Source organism: Parasphingorhabdus sp., from assembly GCF_036964565.1.
Classification (GTDB): domain Bacteria; phylum Pseudomonadota; class Alphaproteobacteria; order Sphingomonadales; family Sphingomonadaceae; genus Parasphingorhabdus.
The window spans coordinates 197,658-215,692 of sequence record NZ_JBALTN010000001.1 but is presented as its reverse complement, the minus strand read 5'-3'; the positions used below and the strand labels follow the sequence as shown (position 1 = coordinate 215,692).

Here is an 18,035-nt window from a genome sequence, read left to right as displayed (position 1 = left end):
ATCAGCCTGCCTTCTGTTTGGTGGCAGCGTCCGCAAACGCAGCGATCACCGCGTCATAGGGAAGCAATATCGCCGGGTGGCGGCCCTTGTGGTCGCGCGCTGCGGAAAGCTTGTCCATATCCGGCCAGTCGCCGGGCGTTTCCGCCGAACCCTCGAGAAATGCAAGCAGCCCGGATCGGGTCTGTTCGATTTCGCCGGACGATTTTCCGATCGCCTGTGCACCCAGTATCGCGGCCGATGCCTGTCCCAGCGCGCAGGCATTGATGGCGAATCCCAGACTTTGCAGCACACCGCTTTCATCGACCGTGACATCGGCGGAAACGCTGCTGCCGCAGGTTCGCGACCGCAGGTCTGCCGTACCGTCGGGATCGCTCAGCCGCTGCTGGTGCGGGATCGATACGGCAAGGCGCAAAATGTCGCGGGTGTAGAGAGGCTCGCTCATTGCCCGGCCTCTTCCTCGTCGGCGGCGCGCTGCTCCTGGACGAAGTCGATCATTGCCGTCCCGCTCGCGTTGAGCAGAGGATAGGTACGCGATTCCGCCAGCCATTCCGGCCGCGGTTCGTCTGCCCCGTAGATCGTATCATAGACCAGGCTGACCAGCAAAAAGAGCAGGGTCGCGCCGATAAGCCCCTTGATCATGCCAAAGCCGAACCCGAGCACACGATCGACGGGCCCCAGCACCGATTTGCGCGAGCGGGCGCCGACCGAGCGGGCAGCCCACCGGCCGAGGGCATAGATGACGATGACGATTGCCGCAAAAGCAAGCATCGAGGCGCCGCTTTCGCTGCCGACCGGCGCGATAAGGCGGTCGGCAATCGGCGTGTGCAGCGCCCATACGCCGACGACCACGACGATCCAGACAAGCAAGGACAAGGCTTCCTGGACAAAGCCGCGCAGGAAGCCGAGGACGGCAGCGCCGCCCATCAATGTCAGTACAAAAATATCCAGTCCGGTCATTCGCTCTAGCTAGTCACGGCCAAGCATATGGTCAACGAGATTGGCAAGCTTGGCAAATTGCAGCTGTTTCACGCTGCCCCCGCCCTTTTCGCCGGATGCCGGCAGCAGCGCGCGATTAAATCCGAGCTTGGATGCTTCCTTCAGGCGCAACGGTGTCCGGGAGACCGGACGAATCTCTCCGGACAGGGCAATTTCGCCGAATATCACGGCATCGCTGGGCATCGGCCGTTCTGCATGGGCCGAGATCAAAGCCGCCGCCACCGCCAGGTCGGCGGCCGGATCGGTCAGCCGGTAACCCCCGGCGACGTTGAGATAGACTTCAGCGCCCGAGAAGCTGAGGCCGCAGCGCGCTTCCAGTACCGCCAGGATCATCGCCAGCCGGGCGCTGTCCCAGCCGACCACCGACCGGCGCGGGGTGGCGCCGCTGGCCAGCCGCACGGTCAGCGCCTGAATCTCGACCAGCACCGGCCGGGTCCCTTCGAGCGCGGGAAACACGGTGGCACCGGTGACCTCCTCGCTGCGGTCGGTGAGGAACAGGGCCGACGGATTGGACACTTCGGTGAGTCCCGCCTCTTCCATCGCGAAGACGCCGATTTCGTCGGTGCCGCCGAACCGGTTCTTGATCGCGCGCAGGATACGGTATTGGTGGCTGCGCTCGCCCTCGAAGCTCATCACCGTGTCAACCATATGTTCGAGCACGCGCGGCCCGGCGATATTGCCATCCTTGGTGACATGGCCGACCAGCATCACCATCGTGCCATGCTCCTTGGCGAACTTGATGATCTCCTGGGCGGAGGCGCGGACCTGGCTGACCGTGCCGGGCGCGCCCTCGATCAGGTCGCTGTGCATCGTCTGGATCGAATCGATGACGACAAAATCCGGGGCATCGCGACCGAGGGTGGTCAGGATATCGCGTACCGAGGTGGCCGAGGCAAGCTTGACCGGAGCCTTGCCGAGTCCCAGCCGCCGCGCCCTGAGCCGCACCTGATCGGCGGCTTCCTCGCCCGAAATATAGGCCACCGAAAGCCCGGCCTCTGCCAGCCGTGCCGAGACCTGGAGCAACAGGGTGGATTTGCCGATCCCGGGATCGCCGCCCATCAAGGTCGCCGAACCCGCTACCAGCCCGCCGCCGACAGCGCGGTCAAACTCGGCGATGCCGGTCTTTCTGCGTTCGGGCAGCGCAATCTCGCTGTCCAGCCCGACCAGCCGCACCTCCCGGCCACCGGTCTGCAGATTATGCTTGGACGCAAAGACGGTTTCACCCGCTTCCTCGACCAGTGTGTTCCATTCGCCGCAGTCGGTGCACTGCCCTTCCCAGCGATGCGCGATCGAGCCGCAGTTCTGACAGACATATTTTCTTTTCGGTTTGGCCATGAAATTTATCTAGCAGAACAAAAAAGGAACACCAGCGATTTTAGGTCAGAAATATGAACCAGGGTCACACGGGTCACACCCCCTTAACGGAAAGCTTGTCCGGTTCGATTTTTGGCTAAGCTGGTCCTTTGACAAGCGATATCGATGGGTCTGAGATGCTGAGCGTTCCGGACATGCCGCGAATGTAACAGAAGTGAAGGCATGTAGGAAAGCATGTTCATCGAGGGCAAGCAGATTTCATCGGACGGCGGGTCGCGGCTGGGAGAGATTGAACGGTATTCCCGCTTGCACCGTGTCGGCCATCCTGTAGTTAAATCCCCATGCGGCAGAAAGAACTCAGACTGGCCTTGATCTGCTATGGCGGGGTTAGCCTGGCGATCTACATGCACGGCATCACCAAGGAAATCTGGAAACTGGCCCAGGCGAGCCGGGATTTTCATGACGGCGCGCGGGTCGACCAGTGCAGCCGCGGGACCTATTATGACATATTGGAATGGCTCGAGCGGGAAACCGGCACCAGGTTGCGGGTGCTGCCCGACATCATTGCCGGGGCCAGCGCCGGCGGAATCAACGGGATATTCCTGGCGCAGGCGATCCTGTCGGGACAGTCGCTCGATCCGCTGACCGATCTGTGGCTCGAGACGGCAGATGTCGACAAGCTGCTCGACCCCGACGCGCGGCCGCTGTCGCGCTTTTCGAAATTCTGGGCCGAACCGATTGCCTGGATGGCGCTGGGCCGCAAGGGCGGCGCGGTCGAGCAGACCGTGTCCAAGGAAGCCCGGGAAGAGGTCAAAATGAAGCTGTCGCGCTTTGTCCGCGCGCGCTGGTTCGCGCCGCCCTTCGGCGGCAAGGTGTTCAGCGGACTGATCTGGGATGCGCTGGCCGCGGTCCGGGCGACCGAGCGGGGACCGCGCCTGCTGCCGCCGGGCCAGCCGCTCGACCTGTTCGTGACCGTGACCGATTTCGTCGGCCATCCGGAAAAGCTGCAGCTGCACAGCCCGCCGGAAGCGCTGGAAATGGAGCACCGGATCACCATCGGCTTCTCGACTCGCGGCAAACGCGACGACGCGATCGCCGATCCGGCAGCGCTGACCTTCGCCGGTCGCGCCACCGCCAGCTTTCCGGGGGCCTTTCCCCCGTTTACGGTGCGCGAGCTCGACGCGCTGCTCGCAGACCGGGACTATGTCTGGGAGGGCCGGTCGGCATTTCTGAAACGCGTGCTGCCCAGCCAGTATCGCGCGGGCACCGCGGAGGATACGGTGCTGATCGACGGTTCGGTGCTTGCCAACGCGCCGTTCGCGCAAGCCATCGAGGCGCTGAAGAACCGGCCTGCGAAGCGACAGGTCGACCGACGCTTCGTCTATATCGATCCCCGCCCCGATCTCGACGTGGCGAAGAGCGACCGGGCGATGCAGCGGCTGCAGGCCGCCCAGGAAGCGGAGGACGAGGCGCTGCCGGGATTTTTCTCGACGATTTTCGGAGCGATTTCGAACATACCGCGGGAGCAGCCGATCCGCGACAGCCTGAACGCGATCGCCGGACGGTCGAACCGCATCACCCAGATGCGGCTGATCACCGAGAATTTGCGCGGCGAGGTCGAGCAGCATGTCGAAAGCCTGTTCGGGCGAACCTTTTTCCTCGACCGGCCGACGGCCGCGCGGGTTGCCGCCTGGCGGCGCAAGGCGCGGGACAAGGCGGCCAAGCTCGCCGGCTTTTCCTATAGCGCCTACGGGCATCTCAGGCTGGCGACGGTGATCGAGGATATTGCCAATACCATCCGCCGGGCCAAGGCCGACCCCAATGCGCACAATCATCCCGGGTTGCGTGACTCGTTGTGGCGAGAGATACGGCGGCTCGGCCTCGACAATATCGGGCATAGGAGCGGCGGACCGACGCCGCAGGCAGCGGAATTCTTCCGCCAGCATGATCTGGGCTTGCGGGTGCGGCGCCTGCGGTTCCTTGCGCGGCAGCTAGCCGAGGATCTCGATCGCGCCGCCCCCGGCGATCAGGCAGCGATGGAATCGATGCACGACGTGATCTACGACTGCCTGTCGCTCTATATCGAGCGCGAGACGATCGATTATCTCGGCGATGATTTCGTGGCGCTGGCCGAGCATGCCGAGGATCGGCCGGGCGCGGTCCTGGACGCGCTGGCGCGGGCGCGGGACCTGACCACCGCCGATGCGATTGTCGATGCCAGACTGGCAACGGCGCTGGCGGCGACCCCGAAGACGGAGAAGCGGTCGATGCTGCTCGCCTTTCTCGGCTTCCCCTTTTACGACATCGCCACCTTGCCGCTGCTGCAGGGCGAGGGCCTCGACGAGTTTGACCCGATCAAGGTCGACCGGATCTCGCCGGAAGATGCCAAGACGATCCGCAAGGGCGGCGTCGCGGCGACGCTGAAGGGCATCGAGTTTAACAATTTCGGTGCCTTTTTCAGCCGCAGCTACCGCGAGAACGACTATCTGTGGGGCCGGCTGCACGGCGCCGAGCGGATGATCGACATCGTCCTGTCGACCCTGCCGCCGTCCAAGCGCCCGCCCGGCGCGACCGTGCTCGGCTTCAAGAAAACCATCTTTGCCAAGATCATCGACGAGGAAGCGCCGCGGCTGACCCGGATCGCGCCCCTGGTCGCCTCGCTGCGCGAGGAAATCGAGGCGGCCACGCTCTAGCTAGTGAGCATGACCCTCTGCCTGTTGGTCGGAGTGCCCATCCGCGTGTTCCTCGGCGTGGGCCGGCTGCTGCAGGCTCTTGTAGACCGCCTCGACAAAGGCATCGCCCTTGATGAAGGCATCGGGATTGATGTCCCATTGCGCCGCCGGCTTCATCGCCTGCACCTGCGCCAGCGACTTGCCTTCGCCCTGCGCCGTTTCGACCGCCGCAATGACGCTCTTCATCATGTCGCGATAGGCGGCCAGGTCCGCCTTGGTCGCCACCGGACCGTGGCCGGGGATGATCTTCGTGTCCTCGTCGACCATCGCCAGCACTTTGTCCGCCGCCGCCAAAATGCCGCGCGCGTTGCCGCCGCTGCTGAGGTCGATGAACGGCAAGGTGACCTTGTGGAAGAACAGGTCGCCCATGTGGAGAACGTTGGCTTTCGTCCAGAAGACGATGCTGTCGCCATCAGTATGGGCGTGCTTCATGTGCCGGACCCGCACCTCGTCGCCGTTGAGATGCAGCTTGATACCGTCATGATAGGTGATCACCGGCAGCGCTGCGGGCGCGGCGGGCGGGACCTTGTCCGTGCCCTTGACCAGCCGTTCGCGGACATGGTCATGGGCCATGATCAGCGCGCCGGCGGCGCCCAGATTCTCGTTGCCGCCGCTGTGGTCGCCATGCCAGTGGGTGTTGATCAGATATTTGACCGGATCGGCGCCAAGATCCTTGACCGCGGCCTGGATCTTGCCGGTGAGCGGGGCATATTGATCGTCGATCAGGACGGTGCCGTCGGGACCGAAGGAGACGCCGATATTGCCGCCGGCGCCGAACAGGACGGCGACCCCGTCGGCCAGCCGCTCCGCCTTGATCTCGACAGAGGCGAACCGGTCCGCTTCCTGGGCGTGGCCCGGGCTGGCTGCGATCAGGGCAAGCGGCGCGGCGGTGAACAGCAGGGCTGCGAAGGTTCTGGAAATCGGCTTGGGCATCGGTCTTCTCCTGTTGTTGCTCTTCCGGTCGGTGCCTGGAACCCAAGATTGGGCCTGCCCGCCGTATGTGCCTGGTCCCCGGCCTTCGCCGGGGCGACAAGATTTTCCCCTGCATAGCATCGCCACAGGGCTGCCGCTATCCCTTCGCGAAAAACATCAGGTTGACCAGCCGGCCATCCTGCGCGGTCCGGCCAAAGGCCTCGCCGCTGTTGTGAAACATCCAGGGGCTGAACAGGATCAGGCGGTTGAAGCGCATCGGCACGGTCATCACCTTCGTCCACTTCGCCGGATGATTGGTGTCCTTGTTGACCACATCCTCGATCAGGGCGTTGATATCATTATAGCCGGCCTGCTGGATCGGCAGAAGATCGGTCGGCACGCGCTCCAGACCCGTGCGCTTGTGGCGGAAAAAGTCGGTCCCGCCCCTGCAATGTTCGGGCAGCGAGAGATAGAGAATGCCGGAGTAGAAGGCGGGATCGATATGAACGCCGCTGCGGCCCTTGTCGCCCTTCAGCGTGATCCGGCAATGCAAGTGACTGGTATCGGGGGCTGCCTTGACCGGCATATTGATGATTCCGCCAATGCGCTCGTCGAGGCCCTGGATCTCCAGCGGCTTCGTCGAGATATGGCCGGGGTAATTGCCGTGCTTGTTGCCGGGATCATAGTCGAGCGCGAGCGCCGCGTTGCGCGCGGCGAGCGGGTCGGCGATAAAATCATCGATAACGAGCAGCGACGGCAGCATCAGGAAACCGCCCGATCCGGTGCAACCCTGTTGATGTCGGGCGTCCGTTTGCTGATGAACTTTACAATCTTTACAAGGTTAAGAAAAAAATCCCGCACTTGCCCCTCAATCGGCAAAAACGGACTCAAGCGACTGGCAAGGCAGGCAGAATTGATGCTGGCGTAGAGATCGGGCATGGGACATCCCTATCATGATTGGCGGCCTGTAGGACATGTTTTTCTCGCCCCTCACCTTCTCGCCCGGAAGGGATCTGGCGCTGGCGCCGGGGGCTGGTCTATTCCTTTTGCCCGGCAAAGCCGCCTTCGACAATCGCGCCAACCCGGCTCATGAATTCCATGCCGTTGGCAATCTCTTCGTCGGTCAGCTCGTCGGAGATCAGCTTGATGAAGGCCTCGGTCCGTTTCATCATCTCGTTCACGGTGGACTGGCCCTTTTTGGTCAGCCGGATGATTTTTTCGCGAGCGGAAGCCTTGCTTTCCCGGATCGAGATGAGATTGAGATCCTTGTCGGCCATCGCGCGCAGCACCTTGGAGATGGCGGGGCTGCCGAGTTCGTACCATTCGCCGATCAGCCTCTCGATGGTCTTGCGGTGGATGGTGTGCCCGCCCTCGCCCTTGGAGTGGATGATCCACAGGATCACCGTCTGATGCCGGGTCAGATCGGATCCGCTGAGCTGCTTTTCGACAGCCATGCCGACCGAATAATGAAAGGGGTAGAACAGCTTGAGAAAATTCTGCGGAGCTGTTTCCCTTTTTATGGGATAATCGATACCGAAATCAGACTGCTGCTTCACGCCATGCTCCCTCACCAGACCCGGTGTCACTGACTCCCGACTCAACAAGGTGGATGGACGAATATCCGACGAAAGTCTATTCCTGCGCTCTGTAATTTTTCGATCCTGCCACCAGAATATGTCCATCTGCCGCACGGCACTATGTCCATACGCGCCCTCCATAAAAGCAATTAAATATATTTTAATCAATAACTTGATCAACGTTCGTTGGTCAGAAATGCAGATCGGTTGACATTTTCATTTTCCAATCCTTATTATGTCGTACGGACATAATGTCTATAGGACATAATAAAACAGGGATTGAGGATAAATGAAACCCACGTTCAGTGTTGACCAGTTGAATCGTCCGGAAGTGATCCGGAACCCCTATCCCTATTATGACCTGCTGCGCGACCAGTCGCCGCTGTTCGGCTATCGCGACTATCCTCCCGGTACGATGCCGGGTGTCGATGAGCCAAAGCCGTCCTGGGTGGTGCTCAATTTCGATGAGGTAGCAGCGGTCGCGTGGGATCACGAAAGCTTCTCGTCGCGCGACAGCCTGCAGGAGGAATCGTCGGCGCCCACGCTGATGTTGGTCAATCACGATCGGCCGGACCATACGCGGCTGCGCAAGATTGCCGCCAAGGTGTTCCAGCCCTCCTCGATCAAGGTGCTGACACCCGCCGTGGACGCCTTGGTCGCCGCCTGCATGGACGATTTTTTCGTGCCCGACCGGCCGGTCGATGTCACGGCCGACTATTGCGCGATGCTGCCGAGCCGGGTGATGGCCTTTCTGTTCGGCATGCCGCCGGAGATGGATCGCGACGTCCGCAACTGGGCGACGGCCTTCATGCTGTCCGCCGATATCACGCCGGAACAGCGGCAGGCCCACAACGAGGCGGCCATGGCCTATTTCCACCGCCATGTGCGGGACCAGATGGAACGCATCGCTCAAGGCGAGGACAGGCCGGGGCCGCTGCTCAATGCCTTCATCCGCACCGAGGTCGACGGCGACAGGCTTTCGTTCGAGGAAATCGTCCGCTTCTGCATGACCGCCACGGTAGCCGGAGCGGAAACGACGTCCTTCTATCTCGGCAACCTGATCGCTGTGTTCGCCGACTTTCCCGATATCTGGCGGCAGTTTGTCGCAGACCCGGACCTGTTCGATGCGATCTACAAGGAAACCCTGCGCTTTCACGGCCCGCCGCAGCGGCTGTTCCGGGTGGCGACGCGGGACATCAGCATCGGCACCGCCGATATCAGGCGCGGTGACTGGGTAGCCTGCTTCTTCGGGGCAGCCAATTATGATCCGAACGCCTTTCCCGATCCTTATGCATTCCGGCTGCATCGCCCGAATGCCAGCCGGCACATGAGCTTTGGCTATGGCATCCATCGCTGTCTCGGGGCGCCGCTGGCGCAACTGGAAGCGGAATCCACGGCGCGGATGCTCCGCGAGCGGTACGGCGCGATTGAACGGACCGGCGACGCGGTCTGGCAGGATGTCAGCCTGCTCAACCACGGCCTGGCCAGCAACCCGGTGACGTTTCGCGGGCGGGGCCAGGGAACCTGAATTTTCAAGAAAAACGGTGAATGAAATCACCGAACGAGGGAGGATAATATGACCATCAGGAACAACAGGCGGGCGGTGCTCGGAGCGGCAAGCCTGGCCGCGATCATGGCGATACCGACGCCGGCACATGCGCAGCAGGACGCGGCCGGTCAGGCACAGGACAATACCGGTGATGTTATCATTGTTACCGCCAACCGCCGCGAGCAGTCGATTCAGGATGCACCGCTGTCGATCACCGCTTTTGGCGGGGACGAACTGGCCAGCCGGTCGATCAGTTCGATCGAACAGGTCGGCGCGATTGCTCCCGGGGTCCAGATTGCGACCTATCAGGGCGACACATCGATTTTCATCCGCGGCATCGGCACGCCGACGATCATCGCCGGCAGCGACAGTTCGACCGCCACCTATGTCGATGGCGTCTATATCAGCCGCCCGGCAGCGATCGGCCCCTTGTTCTTCGACATCGACCGCATTGAAGTGCTGCGCGGACCGCAGGGCACGCTCTACGGCCGCAATGCCACCGGCGGCGCGGTCAATATCGTCGCCAGTCGCCCGACCGACAGCCTTTCGGGGAATCTGCAACTGACGGCCGGCAATTATGACCGCTACCGGGTCGCGGGGGCGCTGAGCGGCCCGCTCGGCGAGTCGGTTCGGGCGCGGCTGGCGTTCCAATGGGAGGACCGCGACGGCTATGCGACGGTCACCCGGCCCGACAACAGCACCGACAAGGTGGAGGACAAGGAGGATGTCTCTATCCGGCTGACGGTGGAGGCCGACCTGTCGCCCGATGCGATGATCACCTTGACCGGTGACTATTATCGCGCCGACGACAAGGCCAATGCCTATTTCTATGCCAGCGCCGGCTATGCCGACGAAATTCCTGGCTGGTACGGCACGCGGGAAGGGTCGCAGACCTTCCCCTATTTCGCGATGAAAAACAGCGGCCGCGTTTCCGCCCCCGCTTCCCGCGATATTTTTGCCGATGTGCCCTATTTCAACAAGGTCGAGAACTGGGGGCTGGGCGCCACGCTCGACTGGGACGTTGCCGACCATGTTCTCAAAATCATCGGCAGCTACCGCGACACCAACCCGGCCTCGCAGAATGAATTCGACCTGTCGGACGCCTATGTCAATTATGTCGGGCGGGAGGAGGATCATTGGCAATGGAGCGGCGAAGTGCAGCTGAGTTCGCCTACCGACAAGGCCTTCTCGTGGATCGCGGGCGCTTATTATTTCGAAGAGCGCAATATCATCGACAATGATATTTTCGGCAATTTCTGGGAGCCGATCCTGATTCAGGGCTTCATGGACCTGCAGGCGACGGGCGTGTTGCCGCCCTTTCCGGTGATGTTTCCCGATAGCGATCAATGCTGCGAACTGCATCTGAGCGGCGAACAGGAAACCAAGGCCTGGGCGGCCTATCTCGATACCCAGTGGGATATGTCGGACCAGATCACGGTGCGGCTGGGCGGGCGCTATAGCGAGGAGCGACGCGACGGACGGCAGAATTTTGATCTGGTGATGCTGCCCAACATCCGGATTGCGCCCAACACCATCTTCTTTCCCAATGCGATCAGCGACGACCGGGATGCGGCCCAGCCGGATCCCTTCGGCTTCATCATCGCGCCGGTCAACGGACCGACCACATTCCGCGCCTTCACGCCCAAGCTGGGGATTGATTTCAAGCCGAGCGACGATGTGCTACTCTATGCCTCGGTGCAGCGCGGCTTCAAGAGCGGCGGCTATAATATCGGTAGCAGCCAGCGCGACCCATTCGAGCCGGAGAAAATCTGGTCCTATGAAATCGGGTTGAGAAGCGAACTGCTCGACCGGGCGCTGCTGCTCAACGCGTCGGCCTTCTGGTATGATTATACCAACCTGCAGGCGCAGGACAGCGTCGGCAATCAGCCGATCATCCGCAATGTCGGCAAGGCGCGGGCGCGCGGCTTCGAAGTGGAAACGGTGGCGCGGCCCACGGATTTTGTCCGGCTGGAAGGAGCGCTCACCTATGTCGATGCACAATTTACCGAGGGTCAGCTGACCGAGCCGCTGCGCCCTGCCCCGCTGACCCAGCCACCGGGATCGCTGCTGCGCGATCTCGACGGATTGCGGCTGCCGCGGGCGCCAAGCTGGAAGTTCAGCCTCGCCGGTCAGGTCGAGCAGCCGGTGGGCGACGCGGGCCGGGTCACGGCGCGCGCCGAATATCACTGGCAGAGCAAGATCTATTTCACCGTGTTCAATATCGATGCGGCCTCGCAGGACAGCTACGGCTTGCTGCGCGCCAGCCTCAGCTTCACCAGCGCCGACGACCGGTGGAGCGTCCGGCTGTTCGGCGACAATCTGACCGGCGAGACCTATTTCACCAACCAGATCCTGACCGGCACCGTCTATGGCGCGGAATTTGTCGGGCCGCTGGGTGCGCCGCGCACCTATGGTGTCGACTTGCGGTTCAATTTCTGATGCTCGGCGTGGAAACTGCCGGAAGGGGAGAATGCTGATGATCACGCCAATCGATGTGACCAGGAATGTCTTTGCCGCCTTTGGCGCACATGATGTCGATACCATTGTCCGCTGGCTGCATCCCGGTGTGCGGATCGAATTTTATGGTCCGGTGGTCATTCCCTATGCCGGCATGTACGACGGTTTGGAGCAGGCGCGCGGCTTTTTCGAGACGGTGCTGTCCTCGGTCGACATCCACCAGTTTGATCCGGAGGAATTTATCTGCGAGGGCGACAAGGTGGTGGTGACCGGCCATTTGCGGCTGACCGCCCGGTCAACCGGCAGGCCGATCGAATCCGACTTTGTCCATGTCATCACCGTGGCGGATGGAAAATGGCTGCTGTTTCGGGATTTCATGAACACGGTAGAAGCGGAAAGGGCCTTTTCCCTGTTGTCGCAGCGACCGATCACCTGACCTCGCAGGCCGCCGGACGGCGCCCGCGACAATATTTGTCGCGCCACCTCTTAAACCCGAACCGGTCTCGCCGTTGTTAGATCAGGTTGATGAACCGACAGGATATTTCTCATCGCCCCGGTGCTTTCCCACACAAGTCCGGGCCGAGGCAGGGATGCACCAGTCTGCCGGTTGTCAATTCAGCGGGTCGGGTTGGTTGGTCCCTTCCCGACCCGCTCAATATCCGCCCGCCCGCCTGCGCGGGCCGTGGACGTTGCCGGCGTCAGGTCAGCTTGATCAGGGAATTGCTCAGCCCGACAATCACCGCGGAAATGCGGTCATTGACCTGCAGCTTCTTGAACAGGCGCCGGATGTAGGAGTCGACCGTGGCTTTCGAGATATCCAGTATCACCGCCATGTCGGAATTCGATTTGCCGCGCGAAATCCAGTAGAGGACCTCGCTTTCCCGCTCGGACAGCGGCGGCTCATCCTCGCCGCTCCGGCTGATGATGGCGCAGATCCTGCGATGACAGGAATGCGCCAGACCGACCAGTGGACGGACGATCGCTTCATCGTCCAGCGCCATGTTCCGGCCGAAATTCATCGAAAAATAGGAGTTTCTGCTGTTCGGTCCGAACAGGGGCACGGCGACGCCATCGACAAAGCCCAACCCGCGCACCATTTTCACATAGTTGCGATGTTTTTCAGACAATTTCTGGTCGACGATGGCCTGGCGCCAGCTCATCACGTGACCGACGGACATGACATGGTCAGGGACCGGGTCGGATTCCATGATCTCCGGATCGAGATAGGTCGCAACCAGCTCCTCCGGATAGCCGAAATGGAAGACCGACGACCGTTTCGAAACCTGCGAATAAAAAGGCGGGGTGCTGTGGTAGGATATGGCCTCTACGCCATTTTCCATCAAGCGATCAGCCAATTCCATCAGCTGCGAAGAAACCGAGGCATTGCCCCTGACAGGATCCCACCTAAAAACCACATTAGTTCCACATATATATATTGCCGAGACGATACCCGGGAACAATCTGTTGATCACCAATATGCACCCAAAGTTGCCATCAACCTATAGGTATTATACCGCGGTCGGGAAAGGAAATAGGACAAAATCGCCCTCCAGAGAAATCGTTTTTCTGGTTGGGACGGTGGCGAATCCGCCCCCCGATCAAGCCACGTAGCAGCGTGACGTGGCTGCGAACATTGATTCCGCTAGGAAAAGTGCCAATACTTCCCTGAAACGATCGGGACACACCGTGTTATGCTGTCTGAAATTGAACGAATTTTCCCGACAATTTGCTCCAAAATGAAAATTGACGTCGATGCCTTGATCACCGTGCGGAAAAACCGCGGCGAGCTGTTTCGCGAGGAATATTTCTCGAACCGGTTCTGGGACGTTATCCTGACGCTCTACAGCCACGATATCAATGAGCGTCCGATCAATACCGACGGCCTTGCGGAGAATCTCAAGCTCAGTCAGGCTGCCGTCGTGCGACACCTGACCGTGCTTGCTGCGGACGGCTTTGTCTGCGGCTATGAAGGCGGGTCGGACGCGGATCTGGATCTCGCCACAGACAATCTGGCGCTGACCAGCAAGGGATTTGAAAATGCCGGCACCGTCATCCGGCAGATGCGACGGGTATTTACCTGAACCGCCGATCGCGGCCGGCAAATATCATAACCTGCGGAACAAGGTCAGGTCCGCATAGAAGCGGGAAACCCGGTCCTACTCGGTGAGATCTTCCCAGGCGTCCTTGAGCTTGCCGAAGAATCCCGTCGAATTGGGCGTTTCGTCGCCAGTTTCGGTGGCCTGGAAATCGCGCAGAATCTGCCGCTGCTGCTTGGACAGCCGGGTCGGGGTCTCAACCTCGATCTGGACCACCATGTCGCCATTGCCGCGGCCACGCAGGACCGGCATGCCGGCGCCGCGCTGGTGGATCTGCTTGCCGCTCTGGATGCCGGCGGGAATGCGCAGCGCATGTTTCTCGCCGTCGAGCCCGGGAATGGTGATCTCTCCGCCGAGCGCCGCCAGCGTGAAGCTGATCGGGGCGCGGGTGAACAGGGTCGTGCCCTCGCGTTCGAAAATATGGTGCCGGATCAGGTGGATGAAAATATAGAGATCCCCCGCCGGGGCACCGCGCGCGCCGGCTTCGCCCTTGCCGGACAGGCGGATGCGGGTGCCGGTATCGACGCCCGCCGGAATTTCGACTTCCAGCGTCTGCGGCTTGTCGACGCGGCCTTCGCCGTAGCAGACATGGCACGGGCTCTCGATCACTTCGCCGCGTCCCTGGCAGCTGGCACAGGTGCGCTCGACCACGAAAAAGCCCTGCTGCGCCCGCACCTTGCCATGGCCATGGCAGGTGCCGCACCGCTTCACGCCGGTCCCCGGCTCGGCACCGGAACCGTCGCACTCGTCACAGCCGACCGACACGTCGATTTCGATCTCGGTATGCTTGCCGTGATAGGCATCTTCCAGCGTGATTTCCATGTCGTAGCGCAAATCCGCGCCGCGCGCCGGACCGCGTTGCTGCTGCTGGCCGCCAAAGCCGCCGCCAGCCCCGCCGCCGAAAATGGTCTCGAAAATATCGCCAATATCGTTGAAGGCAGCGCCGCCAAAGCCACCACCGCCGGCGTTGTTGCCGCCGCCGTTGGTGAAGGCGGCGTGGCCGTAGCGGTCATAGGCCGCGCGCTTTTGCGGGTCCTTCAGAACGTCATAGGCTTCGCTGATCGTCTTGAACTTGGCTTCTGCCGCGGCATCGCCCGGATTCTTGTCCGGGTGCCATTGCATCGCCAGCTTGCGATAGGATGACTTCAGCGTCGCGCCATCACAATCGCGCGATACATTCAGTTGCTCATAATAATCGATTTCGGATGCCATACTCATGCTTCCCCCAAAGCGAAAGGTTGGTCGTCCCGGCGCAGATCAGAGCCGCCGGAATCAAATCCAGCGGCTCCATTTGTCGTCATGCGCGAACGACGTTCCAATTTTTACTCAGCCGCCTTGGCGTCATCTTTCTTGTCTGCGTCATCGGAGTCGTCCACTTCGGAAAACTCTGCATCGACAACATCATCGTCAGCAGCCTTGGCTGCTGCGTCTGCTGCTGCCGCGTCACCGGCGTCGCCGCCAGCGGCCTGCTCGGCTTCATAGATCTTCTGGCCCATTTGCATGGAAACCTGTGCCAGCGCTTCCGATTTGGTCTTCATCGCCTCGGGATCGCCGCTTTCGACGGCATCCTTGGTTTCCTGGACCGCGGCTTCGATCTGGCCCTTGAGTTCGGCGTCGATCTTGTCGCCATGCTCTTCCAGCTGCCGCTCCGTGGTGTGGACCAGACTTTCGGCGTTGTTCTTGGCTTCCGCCTCGGCGCGCCGCTTCTTGTCCTCTTCCGCGAATTTTTCGGCATCCTGAACCATTTGGTCGATATCGCTATCGCTCAGACCGCCCGAGGCCTGGATCTTGATCTGCTGTTCCTTGCCGGTGCCCTTGTCCTTCGCCGACACGTTGACGATGCCGTTGGCATCAATGTCAAAGGTCACGTCGATCTGCGGCACGCCGCGCGGTGCAGGCGGGATACCGACCAGGTCGAACTGGCCCAGCATCTTGTTGTCGGCTGCCATTTCCCGCTCGCCCTGGAAGACGCGGATGGTCACCGCGCCCTGATTGTCATCGGCGGTCGAGTAGACCTGCGACTTTTTCGTCGGGATCGTGGTGTTGCGGTCGATCATGCGCGTGAACACGCCGCCGAGGGTTTCGATACCCAGCGACAATGGCGTCACATCGAGCAGCAGCACGTCCTTGACGTCGCCCTGCAGCACGCCCGCCTGGATGGCGGCGCCCATGGCAACGACTTCATCTGGGTTCACGCCGACATGCGGTTCCTTGCCGAAGAATTTCTGCACGGTTTCGCGGACCAGTGGCATGCGGGTCATGCCGCCGACCATCACCACATCGTCGATGTCCTTGGCTTCGACGCCGGCGTCCTTCAGAGCCTTCTTGCAAGGATCGAGGGTACGCTTGACGAGATCGCCAACCAGCTTTTCGAGATCCGAGCGACTGATCGCCTTGACCAGATGCTTCGGCCCGTTCTGATCCGCGGTGATGAACGGCAGGTTGATTTCGGTGGTCTGCGCGCTGGACAGCTCGATCTTCGCCTTTTCGGCCGCTTCCTTGAGCCGCTGCAGCGCCAGCTTGTCCTTGGTCAGGTCGATGCTCTCGGCCTTCTTGAAGTCCGCCGCCAGAAATTCGACCAGCTTGGCGTCGAAATCTTCGCCGCCAAGGAACGTGTCGCCGTTGGTGGATTTGACTTCGAACACGCCGTCGCCGATTTCGAGGATCGAGATGTCAAACGTACCGCCGCCGAGGTCATAGACGGCGATCGTCTTGCCTTCGCTCTTGTCGAGACCATATGCCAGCGCCGCGGCGGTTGGCTCGTTGATGATGCGCAGAACTTCGAGGCCAGCGATCTTGCCGGCGTCCTTGGTCGCCTGACGCTGGGCGTCATTGAAATAGGCAGGCGTGGTGATCACGGCCTGCGTCACGGTTTCGCCAAGATAGGCTTCAGCCGTCTCTTTCATCTTCTGCAGGGTGTAGGCAGAAATCTGCGACGGGCTGTAGTCTTCGCCGCCGGCTTTGACCCATGCATCGCCATTCGAACCCTTGACGATTTCATAAGGAACCAGTTCCATGTCCTTCTTCGTCATCGGATCATCGAACCGGCGACCGATCAGGCGCTTCACGGCAAAGATCGTGCTTTCGGGATTGGTAACGGCCTGCCGCTTGGCCGGCTGGCCAATCAGGCGTTCGCCATCCTTGGTAAAGGCAACGACCGACGGTGTCGTCCGTGCGCCTTCCGCATTTTCAATAACCTTCGGCTTGCCGCCATCCATAACGGCCACACAGCTGTTGGTGGTGCCCAGATCGATTCCAATAACTTTACCCATAAATCCCTCAATCAATTTTCTAACATTAGCAAAATTGCCGACCGGCCCTGTTTAATCGGCACCGTTACGGCTTCGACAAGCGATATAGGTGGCATTTTTCTTGGCACAAGACGTGAGACCCTCTACATTCGAAAAATCAACGCAAAACGCCCATATCAGGGCGATATTGCAACGGTTTAACGAGGTATTACAATGCACAGAATCTCCCTCATGCTCGCCGCTTCCGCATCGCTTCTGGTCGCTTCCTGCGGTCAGGGCGACGTGCTCCATGCCGACGAGGCTGTCGTCAATCTATCGCCGGTCGAGGGCAACCCCTCGGCGGGCTACATGAAGCTGCACGGAGGCCGGGTCGATGTCGCGCTGGTCGGCGTCACGTCCGACGACGTGCTGCGCATGGAGATGCACGAAACGACGGAAAAGGACGGCATGGCCAGCATGAACATGCTCAAGGACATCCCGGTCCCGGCGGGCGAAACGGTGACGCTGGAACCCGGCGGCAAGCATCTGATGATCTGGGGCGTGGGCGCGGGATCGAAACAGCGCGGATTGCTGAAAATGACCCTGATCTTTTCCAACGACGACCGGATCGAGATCGATGCGGTGCTCAAAAATCCCGGCGAGGCAGCCCCTGCCAAGGATTGATCGGGCATATCGTTGACCGGCCGCGCGCTGACCCCTGCTGAAGTCTCCCTCTGCCGATCGGTTTTCGGCGAGGCGATAGATTATGACGCCGTCACCATATTCAATCGGCGATGGTGGCCGTTCCAGAAACCGCGGGTCACCATGGCGCCGGACGGCAATCTCTGGTTCCATCCCAAAGGCGAGCTGTTCTGCGACGACTTCTGCGGGTCGCCGCGCAATATCCAGGCGCTGTTCATCCACGAGATGGTGCATGTCTGGCAGCATCAGCAGGGCGTTTTCCTGCCGCTCGCGCGCCATCCGTTCGCGCGCTACGACTATATATTGCGCCCGGGGAAAAGCTTTGCCCGCTACGGCATCGAACAGCAGGCTGAAATCGTCAGCCACTATTTCCTGCTGACCACCGGGGCCCGGCTGAAAAACGGCTATGGTGTCGCGGACTACGAGGGGCTGCTGCCCTTTTGACCCCCGGGGTGACAATGAAAATGGCC

The 18,035-nt window shown here is 61.1% G+C and carries 17 protein-coding genes; 7 read left to right on the top strand and 10 right to left on the bottom strand.

Annotated elements, in window-relative coordinates; all coding sequences use genetic code 11:
* Position 1: 1 nt before the first annotated feature.
* From V7650_RS01000 to radA, 3 genes are read right to left on the bottom strand one after another with little or no spacing between them, the layout of a single operon-like run.
* A complete protein-coding gene (locus V7650_RS01000; RefSeq protein WP_335654375.1) occupies positions 2-442 on the bottom strand; it encodes an iron-sulfur cluster assembly scaffold protein in 441 nt (146 codons plus the stop codon).
* Positions 439-957: a CvpA family protein gene (locus V7650_RS00995; protein ID WP_335654374.1), complete on the bottom strand. Its 519-nt coding sequence runs from the start codon at positions 955-957 to the stop codon at positions 439-441. The genes V7650_RS01000 and V7650_RS00995 overlap by 4 nt, the downstream gene beginning before the upstream one ends.
* 9 nt (positions 958-966) lie before the next feature.
* Positions 967-2,331 carry a DNA repair protein RadA gene (gene radA, locus V7650_RS00990; protein WP_335654373.1) on the bottom strand — a complete coding sequence of 455 codons (1,365 nt, stop codon included), beginning with the start codon at positions 2,329-2,331 and terminating at the stop codon, positions 967-969.
* 320 nt (positions 2,332-2,651) lie between these two features.
* Here radA and V7650_RS00985 point away from each other — a divergent pair, with 320 nt between their 5' ends.
* Positions 2,652-5,003, top strand: coding sequence for a patatin-like protein (locus tag V7650_RS00985; protein ID WP_335654372.1), 2,352 nt, complete (start codon positions 2,652-2,654; stop codon positions 5,001-5,003).
* Here V7650_RS00985 and V7650_RS00980 read toward each other — a convergent pair whose 3' ends face one another.
* The 4 genes from V7650_RS00980 to V7650_RS00965 all read right to left on the bottom strand — a co-directional run bounded on the left by V7650_RS00980 (position 5,004) and on the right by V7650_RS00965 (position 7,510).
* Positions 5,004-5,975 (bottom strand): MBL fold metallo-hydrolase, encoded by a 972-nt coding sequence (locus tag V7650_RS00980; RefSeq protein ID WP_335654371.1) that lies wholly within the window; start codon positions 5,973-5,975, stop codon positions 5,004-5,006.
* Between the two features lie 136 nt (positions 5,976-6,111).
* Positions 6,112-6,717 carry a DUF6445 family protein gene (locus V7650_RS00975; protein WP_335654370.1) on the bottom strand — a complete coding sequence of 202 codons (606 nt, stop codon included), beginning with the start codon at positions 6,715-6,717 and terminating at the stop codon, positions 6,112-6,114.
* Entirely contained in the window at positions 6,717-6,893 is a 177-nt protein-coding gene (locus V7650_RS00970) for a hypothetical protein (protein WP_335654369.1), read from the bottom strand. The genes V7650_RS00975 and V7650_RS00970 overlap by 1 nt, the downstream gene beginning before the upstream one ends.
* Before the next feature lie 98 nt (positions 6,894-6,991).
* Positions 6,992-7,510 carry a MarR family winged helix-turn-helix transcriptional regulator gene (locus tag V7650_RS00965; protein ID WP_335654368.1) on the bottom strand — a complete coding sequence of 173 codons (519 nt, stop codon included), beginning with the start codon at positions 7,508-7,510 and terminating at the stop codon, positions 6,992-6,994.
* 310 nt (positions 7,511-7,820) lie between these two features.
* Between V7650_RS00965 and V7650_RS00960 the strand changes: the two genes are divergently transcribed.
* The 3 genes from V7650_RS00960 to V7650_RS00950 are packed head-to-tail and all read left to right on the top strand — an operon-like array spanning position 7,821 to position 11,973.
* Complete coding sequence (locus V7650_RS00960; protein ID WP_335654367.1) at positions 7,821-9,059, top strand: cytochrome P450; 1,239 nt, start codon at positions 7,821-7,823, stop codon at positions 9,057-9,059.
* Positions 9,060-9,107: 48 nt separating this feature from the next.
* On the top strand, positions 9,108-11,519 hold the full coding sequence (locus V7650_RS00955) for a TonB-dependent receptor (RefSeq protein WP_335654366.1): 2,412 nt from the start codon (positions 9,108-9,110) through the stop codon (positions 11,517-11,519).
* Positions 11,520-11,556: 37 nt separating this feature from the next.
* On the top strand, positions 11,557-11,973 hold the full coding sequence (locus V7650_RS00950; protein ID WP_335654365.1) for a nuclear transport factor 2 family protein: 417 nt from the start codon (positions 11,557-11,559) through the stop codon (positions 11,971-11,973).
* 262 nt (positions 11,974-12,235) lie between these two features.
* Here V7650_RS00950 and V7650_RS00945 read toward each other — a convergent pair whose 3' ends face one another.
* Positions 12,236-12,892, bottom strand: coding sequence for a helix-turn-helix transcriptional regulator (locus V7650_RS00945; protein ID WP_335654364.1), 657 nt, complete (start codon positions 12,890-12,892; stop codon positions 12,236-12,238).
* A 381-nt stretch (positions 12,893-13,273) separates the two neighbouring features.
* On the opposite strand from V7650_RS00945, the gene V7650_RS00940 reads away from it, so the two are divergent.
* Positions 13,274-13,618 carry a hypothetical protein gene (locus tag V7650_RS00940; RefSeq protein WP_335654363.1) on the top strand — a complete coding sequence of 115 codons (345 nt, stop codon included), beginning with the start codon at positions 13,274-13,276 and terminating at the stop codon, positions 13,616-13,618.
* Between the two features lie 75 nt (positions 13,619-13,693).
* Here the strand turns inward: V7650_RS00940 and dnaJ are convergent, their stop codons facing one another.
* Together dnaJ and dnaK are read right to left on the bottom strand one after the other, a co-directional pair.
* Positions 13,694-14,845: a molecular chaperone DnaJ gene (gene dnaJ / locus V7650_RS00935; RefSeq protein ID WP_335654560.1), complete on the bottom strand. Its 1,152-nt coding sequence runs from the start codon at positions 14,843-14,845 to the stop codon at positions 13,694-13,696.
* 110 nt (positions 14,846-14,955) lie between these two features.
* The gene (gene dnaK, locus V7650_RS00930; RefSeq protein ID WP_335654362.1) at positions 14,956-16,905 is read right to left on the bottom strand and encodes a molecular chaperone DnaK; all 1,950 of its coding nucleotides are present in this window, start codon (positions 16,903-16,905) and stop codon (positions 14,956-14,958) included.
* Between the two features lie 192 nt (positions 16,906-17,097).
* Between dnaK and V7650_RS00925 the strand changes: the two genes are divergently transcribed.
* Complete coding sequence (locus V7650_RS00925) at positions 17,098-17,547, top strand: copper chaperone PCu(A)C (RefSeq protein ID WP_335654361.1); 450 nt, start codon at positions 17,098-17,100, stop codon at positions 17,545-17,547.
* Between the two features lie 12 nt (positions 17,548-17,559).
* On the top strand, positions 17,560-18,009 hold the full coding sequence (locus V7650_RS00920) for a vgr related protein (protein WP_335654360.1): 450 nt from the start codon (positions 17,560-17,562) through the stop codon (positions 18,007-18,009).
* Positions 18,010-18,035: the final 26 nt, after the last annotated feature.